We start from the raw sequence: 13,320 nt of genomic DNA on the forward strand, positions 1-13,320 counted from the left end.
CTCCGCATGGGCATGAGCGCGGCCGATGTGGAGGACATGCTTTACCGGCAGTCCGGCCTGCTCGGCGTGTCCGGCCTGTCGAGCGACATGCGGGCGCTCGCGGCCAGCGATGCGCCGGAAGCGGAAGAGGCGATGGCGCTGTTCGCCTGGCGCGCCGCGCGCGAGACGGCCGCGCTCGCCTCGTCGATGGGCGGGCTGGACGGCATCGTCTTCACCGCCGGGATCGGAGAGAACGACGCCGCGATGCGCCAGCGTATCTGCGCACGCCTCGCATGGCTGGGCGTGGAACTCGACGAACAGGCGAACGCTGCCGGCGCCCCGCTTGTCAGCACGCCCGGCAGCCATGTCGCGGTGCGCGTCATTCCCACCGACGAGGAACGGATGATCGCGCTCCACACCTTGCATGTGCTGGGGGAGAATCCATCATGAGGCGCGCGATAAGCCTTGCCGCCATCGCGCTTGCCACCCCTGCCGCGGCTCATGCCGCATCGCCCGTCGAAATCCTGATCAGCGATGCCGGGCAGGAGGACGAAACCGGCGCCGTTCTGGTCGATCTGCGCCTGCTCAATGACAGCGGCGATCCGCAGGGCATGGCCCTTCCGGACCGCATCGAAGCGCAGGTGGAGCAGAGCGGCGTCTCTCGCACCGTCTGGCTGGAGCGCATGGCGACGACGCCTCCAAACCCGATCATTCCACCTGGCGGTTTCACGCGCGCGACCTACCGGCTTGCGCGGAGGACCAATCTGTCGCTGGAAGGCGCCGCGATCTCCGTTCCCGCATGGGGCACGCGGCAGATCACGCTGGCATTGCGGCCCGCGGACCGAGGGGCGCAAATAGCCACGAACACCTCCGCGCAATCCGGGCCTCCCAACGCGCCGGGGTTGGAAAACAAGGCTGTGCCGCCTCCCTCGGACCGGTCGGCGGGCAACGCCTTTTTCGCCAACCTGTCGGCCTATGAACCGATCTATGCTGTCTATGGTCCGAGCACCGACAGCGCCGCACGCATCCAGATCAGCTTCAAATATCAGATTTTCGGAACGAGACGCGCCCAGGGCTTGCCACTTTCCTGGCGCGACGGACTGCATTTTGCCTATACCCAGCGCATGTTCTGGGATCTTGGCGCGGATTCCTCGCCGTTTCGTAACATCGACTATCAGCCGGAACTCTTCTACCTGACCCCTTCAGCTACGTTGACACGCGGCATCTCGCTGAGCGCACAGGGCGGCTTTCGCCATGAATCCAACGGTCGCTCCGGTCTCGATTCCCGCAGCCTCAACACGCTCTATGTGGCGCCGATGGCCGCCTTCCCACTGGGCGGCGGCTATCGCCTGTCGGTAGCTCCGCGCTTCTCCCTCCTTGTCGGCGACAAATCCGACAATCCCGATATCCGCCGCTACAGGGGCAATAGCTCGCTCTTCCTGGAAGTCGGGAAAGATGACGGCCTACGCCTTACGACATCCACGCGGTTCAGCGTCTCCAGCGGCAAAGGCGCACTCGCCGCCGATCTTTCCTATCCGCTCTCGCGGCTATTGGGTGGGGGACCCGACTTCTATCTCTTCGGCCAGAGCTTCATCGGCTATGGCGAGAATCTGCTCGACTATGATCGCCATACGACCCGTTTTCGTCTGGGCGTGGCACTGGTGCGTTGAAACCCGCCTTCATGCACATCACGCACTTGAGCGACGCCTCCTGCGACATCAGCGCTTCCTGCTCGACTTGAGGTTGCACTCTGGCAATAGTCGACACGCTCACAGCAAAAGTTCCGAGTCACCAAGAAGGAGCCCTTCACATGCCGTCACAATCGAGGCGCTATTCCAGCCCCTATGGTATGGCCGACCCGGCATTGGAGACCAGTTGGGGCTGGGTCCTGGCTTATGGGCTGCTCGTGATCCTGATCGGCGTTTTTGCGCTCCTCAACCCAATCGCGACGGGCTTCGCGACAGGTGTTTTCCTTGCCGTGGCGCTCCTCATATACGGAATACTGGCTATCGCGGCCGGGTTGTCCTCGCTCTCCCGGCGCGCACGCTGGATCGAGATCCTCCTCGGCGTGCTGAGCCTCGTCGCGGCCGCCATCACTTTCTTCAATCCCTTCGCCGGGGCCTTGACGCTCGTCGCGCTGATCGGCGCCTGGTTGCTCATCATCGGCGTTTTCGAAATCGTCGGCGCATTCCAGTCTGCGCATGACCGGGGCTGGCGCCTGCTACTCGGCGTTCTCGACACTGTTCTGGGCGGTCTCCTCCTGTTCAGCGATCCCGCGACCGGACTTGCCTTCCTGGCATTGGCGGTCGGCCTGAGCTTCCTGCTGCGAGGAACCTTCCTCATCATCCTCGCCATGGGTCTGCGCCGCATCGGTAAGCTATAGACTTAGTGCGGCAAGGGTGCCCTGCCCCGAACAACAAAGGAAACGCCAGGATGATCGGAGGATACAAACCGCTTTCGGTCTTGCTCATCCTGGCGGCAACGGTCGGAAATGCTCCGGCATCGAGCATTTCCGGGACTATCTGGCGCAACCCTGCAAACAGTGTGCATATCCGCGCGCAACCGTGCGACGACAGGATGTGCGGTGTCGTCGTCTGGGCTAACGACAAGGCGAAAGCCGATGCGCGCAAGGGCAGCCCGGATCCTCTGGTGGGCGCACAGCTGTTTCGTGATTTCGAGCAGGAGCAGCCCGGCGTGTGGCGCGGCCGCGTTTTCGTGCCCGATATCGGCCGGACCTTCACCGGGCGCGTCACGGTACTCGACAGCAACAGGCTCGAGGCGAACGGCTGCCTCGTCGGGCGCATCGGGTGCCGGTCGCAGATCTGGACGCGCGTCGAGAAGTAGACGCATGGATTGACAGGCTGAAAGACATCTCTCCCATCCGGCTCGCTGACCCTGCGCAAATGCGATAACGCCGAAGGCGAAATGACCGCGTGCCTGATTCTCTTCCTGATCGTCCTTGGTATCAACCTGTTGCCCGCGTTCGGTCCCCCGACATGGTCGATCATCGTTCTCTATGGCCTGACGACCGATCTGCCTGTCGCCTTGATCGTGTTCATTGGCGCGCTCGCGGCCGCTCTTGGACGTTTGCTGCTTGCCTGGGGCTTTCGATTTCTCAAGGACTATTTGCCCGCGAAACAAAAGCGCAACCTCGAAGCAGCGAAAAAAGTCGTCGAGGACCGACCGAAAAGCGCGATTTTCGGGCTCGCACTGTTCGCTCTCTCTCCGCTTCCCTCGGCGCAACTGTTCGAAGCGGCCGGCCTTGCGGGTATCAGGCTGGGGAAGTTCACAGCAGCGTTTTTCGTCGGGCGTCTCGTCTCCTATTCGATCTATGCCGCGACAGCAGGCGTGATCCGCAAATCGAGCCTGGGTGACGTCTTTACCGAGCGCCTCACCAGTCCGTGGGGCATCGCGATGCAGATCGGCATGATCATCCTGCTTGCTGCGCTCGCCCAGATCGACTGGAGCAGATTTCTGCGCTCCGACAACGATCCGCGCTCAAGCGCATGATCTCAAGGAAACAGGTCCCCGTCGCAGACGGTCCATTCGTCGGCAACACGCAAAATTGAAGACGGCGCCGAAAGCCTGCTTGGGTCAAAGCTGCGATTCCAGCGGCAGAAGGCCAATGGCCTGTGCGGTTAGTCTGCGCCAGAACGAGGCTTCCGGTTCCCGGTCGTATCGGACGGGCACGCCGTTCCGGCTCCCGGCCCATTCCACGTCGCCATCCGACGTCAGACAGACCTCATAGCTGCGGGAGGGCGCGGTATCGCGCTGCCAGATGGCAGCCATCTTCCGGGCCAGGGCCTCGGACTCGAAGAGGACGCCCATTTCCGTGTTGAGGGAAGCCGAACGAGGATCCAGGTTCATCGAGCCGATGAACCCCATATGCCCGTCGGCAGTGAAAGCCTTGGTGTGCAGGCTTGCCCGGCTCGATCCTCGCAGGGAAAAGTCCCGCTCCTGATGCTCGGGCCGCAATTCCCAGAGCTTGATCCCTGCCTCGAGCAGCGGAACACGGTAGCGCGCATAACCGCCATGGACCGCGGCGACATCGGTTGCCGCAAGAGAATTGGTCAGGACCGAGACCGAAACCCCCTTTGCCGCAATCGCGGCGAGCGCCGCCGTGCCTTCCTCGCCGGGGATGAAATAGGGCGAAGTGATTTCAAGCCTTTCCCGCGCCGCATCGAAGACCGGCAGCAGGTCGTGCATCAGCCAGTTCTTGCCCTCCTTGCCCAGCACTTTGCGCGGCGGATCGGCGATCACGCGGGCGGCGCGAGTCCAGTCGGGCCGCGTGGTCTCGGGATCGAGAAGCGAGAGCCGTTTGGCGATGCGCTCCAGATAGGGGCGCGCGGCAGCCTCATTGGCAGCGTTGCTCAATTCGGCGGCGATCCGCGTCAGCGCCACGCCAGGATCTTTCAAGGGCGAAAGCCTATCGACCGGCAACGCCAGGCCGCTGTTCCAGTAATCGTCGAAGATCTTCTCCGTCTGGGCGACGGCTGGCCCCATCACCAGCACGTCCATGTCGCGGAAATTGGTTTGCGTCGCGGCATCGAAATAGGCGTCGCCGATATTGCGCCCGCCAAGGATGGCGACGCGGCCATCAGCGATCCAGGCCTTGTTGTGCATGCGCCGGGTCACGCTGAAGGCGCGCAGCATCATTTCGATGCCGCGCCGCAAGCCGCCCTGCCGCGCCCGGGTCGGGTTGAAGATACGGATCTCGATATGCGGATGATGCGCCATGGCGATCATCGCATCAGATGTATGGCTGGTGCCGATGTCGTCGATCAGGATCCGCACCCTGACGCCGCGATCGGCCGCGGACAGGGCCTCGGCCAGAAGAAGGCGGCCGGTCAGATCGTCGTGCCAGATGTAATACATCAGATCGAGCGAGCGCTCGACCTTGCGCGCCGACAATCCACGTGCCGCGAAGGCGTCGAGATTCTCGTCCAGCAAAAGCAGGCCGCTCTCACCGGGGTGCGCATCCGTCGTGGCGCCAATACGCTGATCGAGCGGCGTCCGGCCGCGTTCGATCGACAGTGCGTAGGAAGGCTCCCCCTGCGCGCGACTGGCGAACAGGCCGTAGACCCAGGTCGCGAGCATCGACGCCGCGACGAAGCCCAGGCAGGCAAGGATGACGATCCGGATCAGACGGCAGCATCCGCCTGCGGCTGCTGGCGCACGAGCAGGACATCGCAATCGAGACGGCTGAGCAGCGCCCGCGCCGTGCTGCCGAGCACCGCCACCGTCAGGGCCGATCGACCGTGCGTTCCGATCACGGCCAGGTCGGTTTCGCTCAGCTTCACATGATTGCGGACAACCTCGCAAACCTCGCCATAGTCGACATTGATATCCAGCCTGTCGCGTGCGTCGGCGGGCAGATCGGTCCTGTCCAGAAAGGCATCCAGATCATAGGCTATCCTGGCCTGCAGCGCAGCTGCCGGCCCTTCCCGGCCCCGAAGTGCCTCCAGCGGCACGTGATAGGCGTGAACGAGAGTGATCTCGGCAGCGGGGAATGCGGCCATGGCCGTGCGAAGCGCCTGGGCCGAGCAGCCGGAGAAATCGGTTGCGACCAAGACCCGGCGATAGTGGTGCTGAGTCTTTTCCTTCACGATAAGCACCGGCGCATGAGCATGGCGTATCATGCGCTCCACGGTCGTGCCGATCAGGAAATCCCCGATATCGTCATGGCGCGAGATGCCGGTCACGATGAGATCCGCCCCGCATGCGGTTGACGCTTCCAGCACCGCCTGCGAGACGGCGCCGGTGGCGAGGCGTGTCTCGACCGGAATATCCGGGTCCGCCACCTCCGCCCGCAAGCGGGCATGAAGGCGACTCTCGGCAGCCTGCAGTCCGTCGAGCATGTCTGCGGGATCGGGATCCCTCTGAACATGGAGAAGAACCAGATGTGCGCGCCACTCGCTCGCCAGCTGTATCGCGCGGTCGCGGGCTCGGTCGCAGCGACCGCTAAAATCGGTTGGAAACAGAATCGTTCGCGGGGTCATATCGACGCAACATAGCAGCAGTGGTCCGCCAACCAAGGAACGTGTCGCCGTGTATTTGCAGGACGGACAGAAATGTTCTTCGGCAAGGATTCGCTGGCCGTCGCGAAGCAGACCGATATTATGGCCTGATCAGAAGAGGATGGATAAGATCACAACACCAGACATCATATTGCGAACCCCGACGCTCACTGCCGTGGCAACGGCCGGCGCATCCCACGCACCATCGACACGCTTCTCGCGCCGAACGCTTCTTGCCGGCACCATGACTGCCGCGCTCTGCCTGACCGCCGCTCCGATCCGCGCTATGGCGCTTGATCCAGGATCGATCGCGGCGAGCGTGGAAGCGTTACGGCCAGGAGAGTTCCTGTGGGCGCCCGAAACGGCTCCCGATGGTCCGGTGGTCATCATCGTCAGCCTCGCCAGGCAGCGGGCCTATGTCTATCGCAACGGCGTCCTGATCGGCATCTCGACCGTTTCCACCGGCGCAGCCGGCCACGAAACGCCCACCGGGGTTTTCACCATCCTCCAAAAGAAAGTCGCGCACAGATCGAACCTCTACAATGACGCGCCGATGCCCTACATGCAGCGCCTCACCTGGGACGGGATTGCCATGCACGCCGGCAATCTTCCGGGCTATCCCGCCTCGCACGGATGCATCCGGTTTCCCCTGACGTTCGCCGAGCACCTCTATGATGTCACGCAGCTTGGCCTGACGGTCATCATCACGCAGGCAAGCGAGATTCCGCGCTTTGCCCCAGCTCCCCGTATCCTGCAGGATACGGCCCGGCGCTCGTCGTTCGGGAATGCCTTTTTGACGGTCTGGCAGCCAGAGAAAGCACTCACAGGGCCGATCTCCATAATCGTCAGCGCGGCGGACCAGCGCGCCGTGGTGTTGCGAAACGGCATCGAAATCGGTTCGGCGCCTGTCGCCATCCGCGGCAAGATCTCCGGCCTTCAGGCCTTCAACCTCGCCTCCATCGACGAACACGGGACGCATTGGATGTTCCTCCCTGTATTTGGCGGTGCACAGACGGGGGAAGTCTCGCGGCAGGACCGGGAGCGGCTAATCCTTCCCGAGGACTTCAGACGGGGCCTGCTGTCGGTGCTCAAACCGGGAAGCACGCTGATCGTCACGGCCGATACCCTCGAAAGCGGGAGTACAGGCACATCCCTGACCGTGCTCACGGGCGAGGATGCCCAAGCGGATACAAACGAACGATGACGTTGTGCAATCCCGACTTCGCGTCCATCGCAGCGTCTTACCGCCTGATTCCAAACAATCCCCTGCCGTAATTGCGAAGACCGGCCTAATTACGACATACTCACCAGAGGATTTGACTTCGATGTCCCGATCATTGCGCGTTCCAGTTTCCCTTGCCGCCGCCATCCTGCTGGGGCTGTCCTCGGCGGCTCCGTCACTGGCTGAAACCGCGCCCGCTGCGCCACCTTCGGCCGACGCCACGGCAATCGCGGTACCCGACGGATTTGAGTTGGCGCCGGACGGCACAACTCTTGTCCACGTGGCCAGCGGCCTGCGCTTCCCGGAGGAATTCGAGGGCTTTACCCGCCTCAGGGAACGGGCATTCGATCCGGGCGGCGAGTATATCGCCATCGGCTACGACCGGCCACTCGGCACCGGCGACGATCGCATCGTGGTGCGGATGGCGGTGGTCCATATCGACCAGATGCCGCCACGCGACCACTATATGATCATGCGTCAGGCTACGATGTCCCATTTTGCCGCGCCGACCATCGTGTCGGAAGGACCGGCGACGATCCCAACCAATCGCCGCCTCAAGGCCTATCGCGGAACTTTCACCGGCTATCGCGACGGCAAACCATGGCGTTCCAGCCTGACGACAGTCGACTATGGCTATTGGAGCGGACGCATGACGGCCGCCTATCCCGAAAGCGAAGCTGCCGAAGCTGAGAAATATCTTGGCGTGCTGCTGGCGGAAATCCGCGCGCAGCGCCCAAAGGCGCCGAAACGGTAGACTGGGGACGATGCCCGCGCGAAACCGCTCACTTTGACGGAGCAAGCAGCGAGAGGAGGCGCCGCCAATCTTGTTCGATCATCCGCCAGCGAAAAACGGCAAGCATGTGGGTCAGCAATCGGGAAAGATAATTCCTTTCCCGTGATCGGGCTACGATTTCGTGGACCTCCCTTTCGGTCCACGGCTTCCATTGTCCAGCGACGGCGATCATGTTCGAGCGGAAGGCCGTATCGCTTCATCTCGCAATATACGCTCGGTTTCCGTTATCCGAATGGGGATTGCCGCAGTTATTGAGCGACGTAGTGCAAGTTATCCTTGCCCAGTTCGGCTCCCGTTCCGCTATTTCCTGGGCTGGAAGCTGATGCGGCTTGTAAGCCCCTCTAACGCGCCTCTCACTCATACGCGACGTTCCGCAGCGATCAAAGCGGCCTGATAGGCCGCATCCTCACCCATAATCGCACGCGCTGTCGCGATTAGTTCAGGACTCGCATTACGTGGACGACCCGTATCGAACGGGGGGCTGGATCATATTCGATCGCGAGTTACGTAATTTTTGCAGTCTCTTCACCCCGAAGTTTCGCAAGAAGACGGATTCCGAAATCGATCCCCGCGGTCATGCGAAGGCCAAAGCTGTGAACATAGCCGTCATGCACGTCGAAACCATATTGGAGGCAGCCGTCGAACCGGATGATCTGGAATTGGCGCTGCCTCTCATGAGCCGCCTGCAGGAGGCCATGATCACATGAACTAGGCCGGGTCTCTCCAATCTCTATGGATTCAAGCGTGACGGCCCCTTCACCGAGTGCCGATTTCAGCGTGGTGCGACAAATGTAGACCGATTCAAGTAGGGATTGCTGAGCTATGCCGGCTACCAATCATCGTCAGGGTTTCGTCAGGAAAGACTGTTGAACTTTTTCACGGCATTTTACGAAGGACACCATGAGCCGACTAAGATCCCATCCCGAACGCCATGCGGTGTCACGCATCGGCTGGCTACGCGCGGCAGTGCTGGGAGCCAATGATGGGATCGTTTCGACCGCGAGCCTCATCGTCGGCGTCGCAGCCTCCGGCGCGGGCAAGGCCAATATCCTGGTCGCAGGGATGGCGGCGCTGGTGGCAGGCGCCATGTCGATGGCCGCCGGCGAATATGTCTCGGTCAGCTCTCAGGCGGACACGGAGAATGCCGACCTCGCCCGGGAAAGAGGTGAACTCGCCGTTCAACCGGTGCTCGAGCATCAGGAACTGGCGGACATCTATGTCAAACGCGGTCTGAATGAGGAACTGGCCCGGCAGGTAGCCGACGAACTAATGGCAAAGGATGCGCTGGCCGCGCATGCCCGCGACGAACTCGGCATTTCCGAAGTCGTGACCGCCCGCCCTATCCAGGCCGCGCTCACATCCGCCGCAACTTTCAGCACAGGCGCCCTCATGCCCCTGATGTTGGTCGCCGTCGTTCCGCATGATAGCCTCGTCGCAATCGAGGTCGCGGCAACCCTGTTGTTTCTCGCACTGCTGGGCGCGCTTGGCGCCTGGGCCGGGGGCGCCCGCCCCATGAAATCAATCCTACGGGTCACATTCTGGGGCGCGCTGGCCCTGGCTGCGACCGCGGGCATCGGGAGGCTGTTCGGAACAGTGGTTTGAACCACGCTGCTCACATCGTCAGGATTCGGTCAGTGAACACCCGTAGCCCTTCCAGCTGGAAAGGCGAACGTGATGACAAATTCTGAATATACAAGGACATTCAAGGTTTGGGACACGCCGCTACGGCTATTCCATTGGCTGCTGGTCCTAGCGATCTCGATCGCGTTTCTCTCTTCCGACGACGATAGTCCGATCGCATCGTGGCATATGGTCGCAGGATGGTCTGCTGCTGCCTTGCTTGCGTTCCGTCTGATCTGGGGCTTCGTCGGAGGCGAGCATGCCCGGTTCGTGAATTTCATTCGGCCAACAGCAATCGCCACCCATGCACGCGACCTTCTAGCTGGCCATCCTCGACGTTCCGTGGGTCATAATCCACTGGGCGCGATCGCAGTCGTGGCGCTGATCGGATTGACCGGAATCGTCATCTGGAGCGGCAGCAGCGTTGCGGCAGGCGGCATGGACAAAGACCTTCATGAAGCCCTCGCCTACAGCCTGCTTGCTTTGATCGGGCTTCATGTCGGCGCCGTGCTGTTGATGTCGCTGCTCACCGGCGAAAACCTTGTTCGCGCGATGATCAGCGGCCGCAAGAAGAACAGCCTCTATCCGAATGTGCGTGAGGCTCGGGGACCAGGCTTGTTTGCGGCTCTACTTGGTGCCGCAGCGATCGTTCTGGCAATCATCGCCATTGTCATGGTGGATCCGACCGCCTTCGCGCCGCAGCAACGCCATTCCCATCACGGTTCGCACGAGGAAAGGGATTGAAAACATCGGTTGATGGTCTGGTAGAAAGCTTCAATCCTTCTTGCCTTTCGTTCCTGGTGGAAAGTCTACATTAAACCCATGCGCCTTCTCATCGTCGAAGATAATGAGCGAATGGCGGCACTGATCGCCGACGGTCTTCAGCGCCGGGGCTTCGTGTGCGATGTTGCCCATGATCTCGCACAAGCCGACGCTGCGATGGGCAGCGCGAGCTATGATGCCATCATACTCGACCTCGGCCTGCCCGACGGCGACGGGATCGACTGGCTCGCGAGCCGCCGAAAATATCAGCAGATGCCGCCTGCCATCATCCAGACCGCGCGTGGGGCGCTGGAGGATCGCGTCACCGGTCTCGATTCCGGCGCAGACGATTATATCGTCAAACCCTTCGAGATCGACGAGCTCGCCGCGCGCATCCGCGCCCTGCTGCGCCGGCCTGGCGTTCGAACCCAGCCCGTCATCGAAGTCGGCATGCTGCGTTTCGACACGGCAAGCCGCTCTGCCAGCATTGGCGATCGCGAGATCGACCTTTCGCGCCGCGAGGCGGACCTTCTGGAACTGCTGATGCGGCGAGCCGGCACGGTGGTCCATCGCGAAGTGATCGAGAACGCGCTCTACAGCTTCAACGATCCGGTGACCCCCAATGCGGTCGAAGCCGCCATTTCGCGTCTGCGCCGCAAGCTCGAAGACACGGGCGTGGCCGGCGCGCTCCATACCGTTCGGGGTGTCGGCTATATGCTGAAGGACGGGAAGGCATGACCGTGCAGCGCTCCATCTCACGGCGCCTCAAACGCGGTTTGGGCCTGATTGGTGTGGCGGGCACCGTTCTGCTGCTGGCGGCGGTCGCCTTCTTCTACAGTGTCACCTTCACACATCTCGATGCACGCGCGGCGATGATCCGCGCGATCAAGGAAATGCTTGAGCATGTCGCTCTGCCGCTTGTCGTCCTGCTCGTTCCCGTCGCGATCATGGTGCTCCGAGTGATCCGCCAGGCCTTCGCACCGCTGGAAGATGCCGCCGCCCGGATCGAGGCTGCACAGGGCCACGAACGAGGGTTCCGCATCGATGCGTCGCAAATGCCCGCCGAGGCGCTACCCTTCGTCTATGCGGTCAACGATCTGTTGGCGCGGCTCGATCAGGCCGCGCGGCGGCAGGAAGCGTTCGCCGCCGACGTCGCGCACGAGTTGCGCACGCCGCTCGCCCTCCTGTCTCTCGAACTCGACCGGCTTGACTATGACGACGCCGCGCGCCTCAAGGAAGACGTGGCGGCCATGCGCCGGCTGATCGACCAACTCATGCTGCTCGCGCAGATCGACGCGGCGGAGGCCGCCCAGACCGCTCCCGAACAGGTGTCACTCGCGGATGTGGCGAGCGAGGTCGTCAGCGCCGTGGCGCCGGGGATCATCGCACAAGGCAAGCTGATCGCGTTCGATACCCGCGGTCAGGCTGCGGTCGTGAACGGCAGGCGCGAAGCGATTGCGGCAGCGCTGCGCAATCTGATCGAGAATGCCGCGCGCGTGACGCCGGCTGGTGGCACGATCCAGGTCTTCGCCGGCCCCCACGCGCTATTGGGCGTGCGGGACGAGGGCCCTGGGCTGGCGCTCGAAAGGTTGCGCGACCTTGTGCAACGCCACCGCCGCGCCGACCATGCGAGCAAGGATGGCGCCGGCCTCGGCCTCGCTATCGTCGACCGGATCATGGCGGCCCATGGCGGCACGCTTGAGACCGATCCGGCCGACCGTGAACTGGTGCTGCGTTTTCCCGCGACCTGATCTTCAATCCTCATATCCCGTCAGGGTTCGGTCAGGAACGCTCCCTAGCCCGAGCGCATGTCCAGACGATACACCCTCATTGCGGGCGCCGCGACGATCGCCTTGATTCTATCAGGCCTGTGGTGGTTCGCCAGTCGGCCGGTCGAGACGGGCAACTCCGCGCCGGCAAGCAACGCCCAACCGACAGATGGGATCCTGGCGGTGGATGCGCGCCGCGCCGCGCAGATGGGTATCCGCCTTATGCCCGCGACGGCAGCCGCGGATGCGGCGCTCGCCACCATCCCCGCGATGATCGAGCCTCCCGCCAACGCCCGGGTGGCGGTGGCCGCGACCTTTCCCGGCACCGTGTTGCGGACTCTCGTGGTCGAGGGCGACAGCGTGCGGCGGGGCCAGCCGCTGGCGATCATCGCCAGCCGCGACGTGCTGACGATCGGCGCGGACCTCAGCCGCGCGAACGCGCGGCGTGGCGTAGCCGAGGCCAATGCCGCGCGGCTCTCCCTGCTCAGCCGCGAAGGCATCATCGCAGGCGCGCGCGCTGACGAAGCCAATGCCATCGCAGCCGAGGCTCGCGCCGACGTTTCGGAAAAGTCGCGCATCCTGGCGATGGTGGGCGGTCATGGCGCCAGCGGCTCCTATACGCTGACGGCTCCTATCGCGGGTCGCGTCACCAGCGCCTCCATCCAGACCGGCAATCCGGTGGACGGCACCACCGCGCCCTATGTGATCGACGCGACGGATCGCTATGAAGTGGTCGGCCAATTGCCCGAACGGCTGATCGGGCAAGTGCGCCCCGGCATGAGCGTGCGGCTACTTCCCAACCTCACCGGCCGGATCGTCGCGGTGGGAACGGCCATCGATCCCGCGACCCGTTCGGCCGGCCTCAAGGCGGAGATTCCGGCCGGACCCGGTGTTGTCGCGGGGCGCGCAACCAGCATCGTCATCGTCGGCCCGGCGCCGGCGGGCGCGGTCAGCGTGCCCGATACGGCGGTCACCATGATCGACGGCAAGCCGGTTGTGTTCGTGACCGCGCGCGGCGGCTTTGCCGTGCGCGCCGTGACCGGCGGCGGCGGCAGTGATGGCCGCACGGTGCTGCTCTCCGGGATCAGGCCCGGTGAACAGGTGGTGGTTTCCGGTACGAGCGCGCTCAAGGCGCTCGCCACCGCGCAATAGGCTCTC

General features: G+C 63.2%; 14 protein-coding genes and 2 pseudogenes. 13 read left to right on the forward strand and 3 right to left on the reverse strand.

What is annotated here, in order from left to right; all coding sequences use genetic code 11:
• The 5 genes and pseudogenes from BHQ40_RS17215 to BHQ40_RS17235 form a co-directional block, all read left to right on the forward strand.
• A pseudogene (locus BHQ40_RS17215) lies at window positions 1-429 on the forward strand (acetate/propionate family kinase); the annotation flags it as partial.
• Window positions 426-1,649, forward strand: a complete 1,224-nt coding sequence (locus BHQ40_RS17220) for a phospholipase A (protein WP_021246275.1) — start codon at window positions 426-428, stop codon at window positions 1,647-1,649. The pseudogene BHQ40_RS17215 and the gene BHQ40_RS17220, both read left to right, overlap by 4 nt.
• Window positions 1,650-1,789: 140 nt before the next feature.
• Window positions 1,790-2,362, forward strand: coding sequence for an HdeD family acid-resistance protein (locus tag BHQ40_RS17225; RefSeq protein ID WP_021246274.1), 573 nt, complete (start codon window positions 1,790-1,792; stop codon window positions 2,360-2,362).
• A gap of 50 nt (window positions 2,363-2,412) precedes the next feature.
• Window positions 2,413-2,823, forward strand: coding sequence for a DUF2147 domain-containing protein (locus tag BHQ40_RS17230; RefSeq protein ID WP_021246273.1), 411 nt, complete (start codon window positions 2,413-2,415; stop codon window positions 2,821-2,823).
• Between the two features lie 207 nt (window positions 2,824-3,030).
• Window positions 3,031-3,489: a hypothetical protein gene (locus tag BHQ40_RS17235; RefSeq protein WP_246525072.1), complete on the forward strand. Its 459-nt coding sequence runs from the start codon at window positions 3,031-3,033 to the stop codon at window positions 3,487-3,489.
• Between the two features lie 84 nt (window positions 3,490-3,573).
• On the opposite strand, the gene BHQ40_RS17240 is transcribed toward BHQ40_RS17235, so the two are convergent.
• The gene (locus BHQ40_RS17240; protein ID WP_021246271.1) at window positions 3,574-5,076 is read right to left on the reverse strand and encodes a phospholipase D family protein; all 1,503 of its coding nucleotides are present in this window, start codon (window positions 5,074-5,076) and stop codon (window positions 3,574-3,576) included.
• Window positions 5,077-5,120: 44 nt separating this feature from the next.
• Window positions 5,121-5,978: a universal stress protein gene (locus tag BHQ40_RS17245; RefSeq protein WP_021690797.1), complete on the reverse strand. Its 858-nt coding sequence runs from the start codon at window positions 5,976-5,978 to the stop codon at window positions 5,121-5,123.
• A 193-nt stretch (window positions 5,979-6,171) separates the two neighbouring features.
• Here BHQ40_RS17245 and BHQ40_RS17250 point away from each other — a divergent pair, with 193 nt between their 5' ends.
• Both BHQ40_RS17250 and BHQ40_RS17255 read left to right on the forward strand, forming a co-directional pair.
• Window positions 6,172-7,200: a L,D-transpeptidase gene (locus tag BHQ40_RS17250; RefSeq protein WP_373280351.1), complete on the forward strand. Its 1,029-nt coding sequence runs from the start codon at window positions 6,172-6,174 to the stop codon at window positions 7,198-7,200.
• 121 nt (window positions 7,201-7,321) lie between these two features.
• The gene (locus BHQ40_RS17255; protein ID WP_021246268.1) at window positions 7,322-7,972 is read left to right on the forward strand and encodes a hypothetical protein; all 651 of its coding nucleotides are present in this window, start codon (window positions 7,322-7,324) and stop codon (window positions 7,970-7,972) included.
• 28 nt (window positions 7,973-8,000) lie between these two features.
• Here BHQ40_RS17255 and BHQ40_RS27045 read toward each other — a convergent pair.
• Window positions 8,001-8,186: pseudogene (locus tag BHQ40_RS27045) on the reverse strand (DUF7079 family protein); the annotation flags it as partial.
• A 280-nt stretch (window positions 8,187-8,466) separates the two neighbouring features.
• On the opposite strand from BHQ40_RS27045, the gene BHQ40_RS17260 reads away from it, so the two are divergent.
• The 6 genes from BHQ40_RS17260 to BHQ40_RS17285 all read left to right on the forward strand — a co-directional run bounded on the left by BHQ40_RS17260 (window position 8,467) and on the right by BHQ40_RS17285 (window position 13,314).
• A complete protein-coding gene (locus BHQ40_RS17260; protein ID WP_021246267.1) occupies window positions 8,467-8,718 on the forward strand; it encodes a hypothetical protein in 252 nt (83 codons plus the stop codon).
• A 193-nt stretch (window positions 8,719-8,911) separates the two neighbouring features.
• Window positions 8,912-9,613 (forward strand): VIT1/CCC1 transporter family protein, encoded by a 702-nt coding sequence (locus BHQ40_RS17265; RefSeq protein ID WP_021246266.1) that lies wholly within the window; start codon window positions 8,912-8,914, stop codon window positions 9,611-9,613.
• 72 nt (window positions 9,614-9,685) lie between these two features.
• On the forward strand, window positions 9,686-10,375 hold the full coding sequence (locus BHQ40_RS17270; protein WP_021246265.1) for a cytochrome b/b6 domain-containing protein: 690 nt from the start codon (window positions 9,686-9,688) through the stop codon (window positions 10,373-10,375).
• 78 nt (window positions 10,376-10,453) lie between these two features.
• On the forward strand, window positions 10,454-11,131 hold the full coding sequence (locus BHQ40_RS17275; protein WP_021246264.1) for a response regulator: 678 nt from the start codon (window positions 10,454-10,456) through the stop codon (window positions 11,129-11,131).
• Complete coding sequence (locus tag BHQ40_RS17280; RefSeq protein WP_021246263.1) at window positions 11,128-12,144, forward strand: sensor histidine kinase; 1,017 nt, start codon at window positions 11,128-11,130, stop codon at window positions 12,142-12,144. The genes BHQ40_RS17275 and BHQ40_RS17280 overlap by 4 nt, the downstream gene beginning before the upstream one ends.
• Window positions 12,145-12,201: 57 nt before the next feature.
• Complete coding sequence (locus tag BHQ40_RS17285) at window positions 12,202-13,314, forward strand: efflux RND transporter periplasmic adaptor subunit (RefSeq protein WP_021246262.1); 1,113 nt, start codon at window positions 12,202-12,204, stop codon at window positions 13,312-13,314.
• The last annotated feature ends 6 nt before the right edge of the window (window positions 13,315-13,320 follow it).

Source organism: Sphingobium phenoxybenzoativorans (assembly GCF_001757355.1).
In the GTDB taxonomy this organism is placed as follows: domain Bacteria; phylum Pseudomonadota; class Alphaproteobacteria; order Sphingomonadales; family Sphingomonadaceae; genus Sphingobium; species Sphingobium phenoxybenzoativorans.

Coding starts and splice junctions, on each gene's coding strand:
- BHQ40_RS17285 (WP_021246262.1), top strand. CDS start 12,202: ATGTCCAGACGATACACCCTCATTGCGGGCGCCGCGACGATCGCCTTG.
- BHQ40_RS17255 (WP_021246268.1), top strand. CDS start 7,322: ATGTCCCGATCATTGCGCGTTCCAGTTTCCCTTGCCGCCGCCATCCTG.
- BHQ40_RS17220 (WP_021246275.1), top strand. CDS start 426: ATGAGGCGCGCGATAAGCCTTGCCGCCATCGCGCTTGCCACCCCTGCC.
- BHQ40_RS17280 (WP_021246263.1), top strand. CDS start 11,128: ATGACCGTGCAGCGCTCCATCTCACGGCGCCTCAAACGCGGTTTGGGC.
- BHQ40_RS17275 (WP_021246264.1), top strand. CDS start 10,454: ATGCGCCTTCTCATCGTCGAAGATAATGAGCGAATGGCGGCACTGATC.
- BHQ40_RS17270 (WP_021246265.1), top strand. CDS start 9,686: ATGACAAATTCTGAATATACAAGGACATTCAAGGTTTGGGACACGCCG.
- BHQ40_RS17245 (WP_021690797.1), bottom strand. CDS start 5,978: ATGACCCCGCGAACGATTCTGTTTCCAACCGATTTTAGCGGTCGCTGC.
- BHQ40_RS17265 (WP_021246266.1), top strand. CDS start 8,912: ATGAGCCGACTAAGATCCCATCCCGAACGCCATGCGGTGTCACGCATC.
- BHQ40_RS17230 (WP_021246273.1), top strand. CDS start 2,413: ATGATCGGAGGATACAAACCGCTTTCGGTCTTGCTCATCCTGGCGGCA.
- BHQ40_RS17240 (WP_021246271.1), bottom strand. CDS start 5,076: ATGCTCGCGACCTGGGTCTACGGCCTGTTCGCCAGTCGCGCGCAGGGG.
- BHQ40_RS17225 (WP_021246274.1), top strand. CDS start 1,790: ATGCCGTCACAATCGAGGCGCTATTCCAGCCCCTATGGTATGGCCGAC.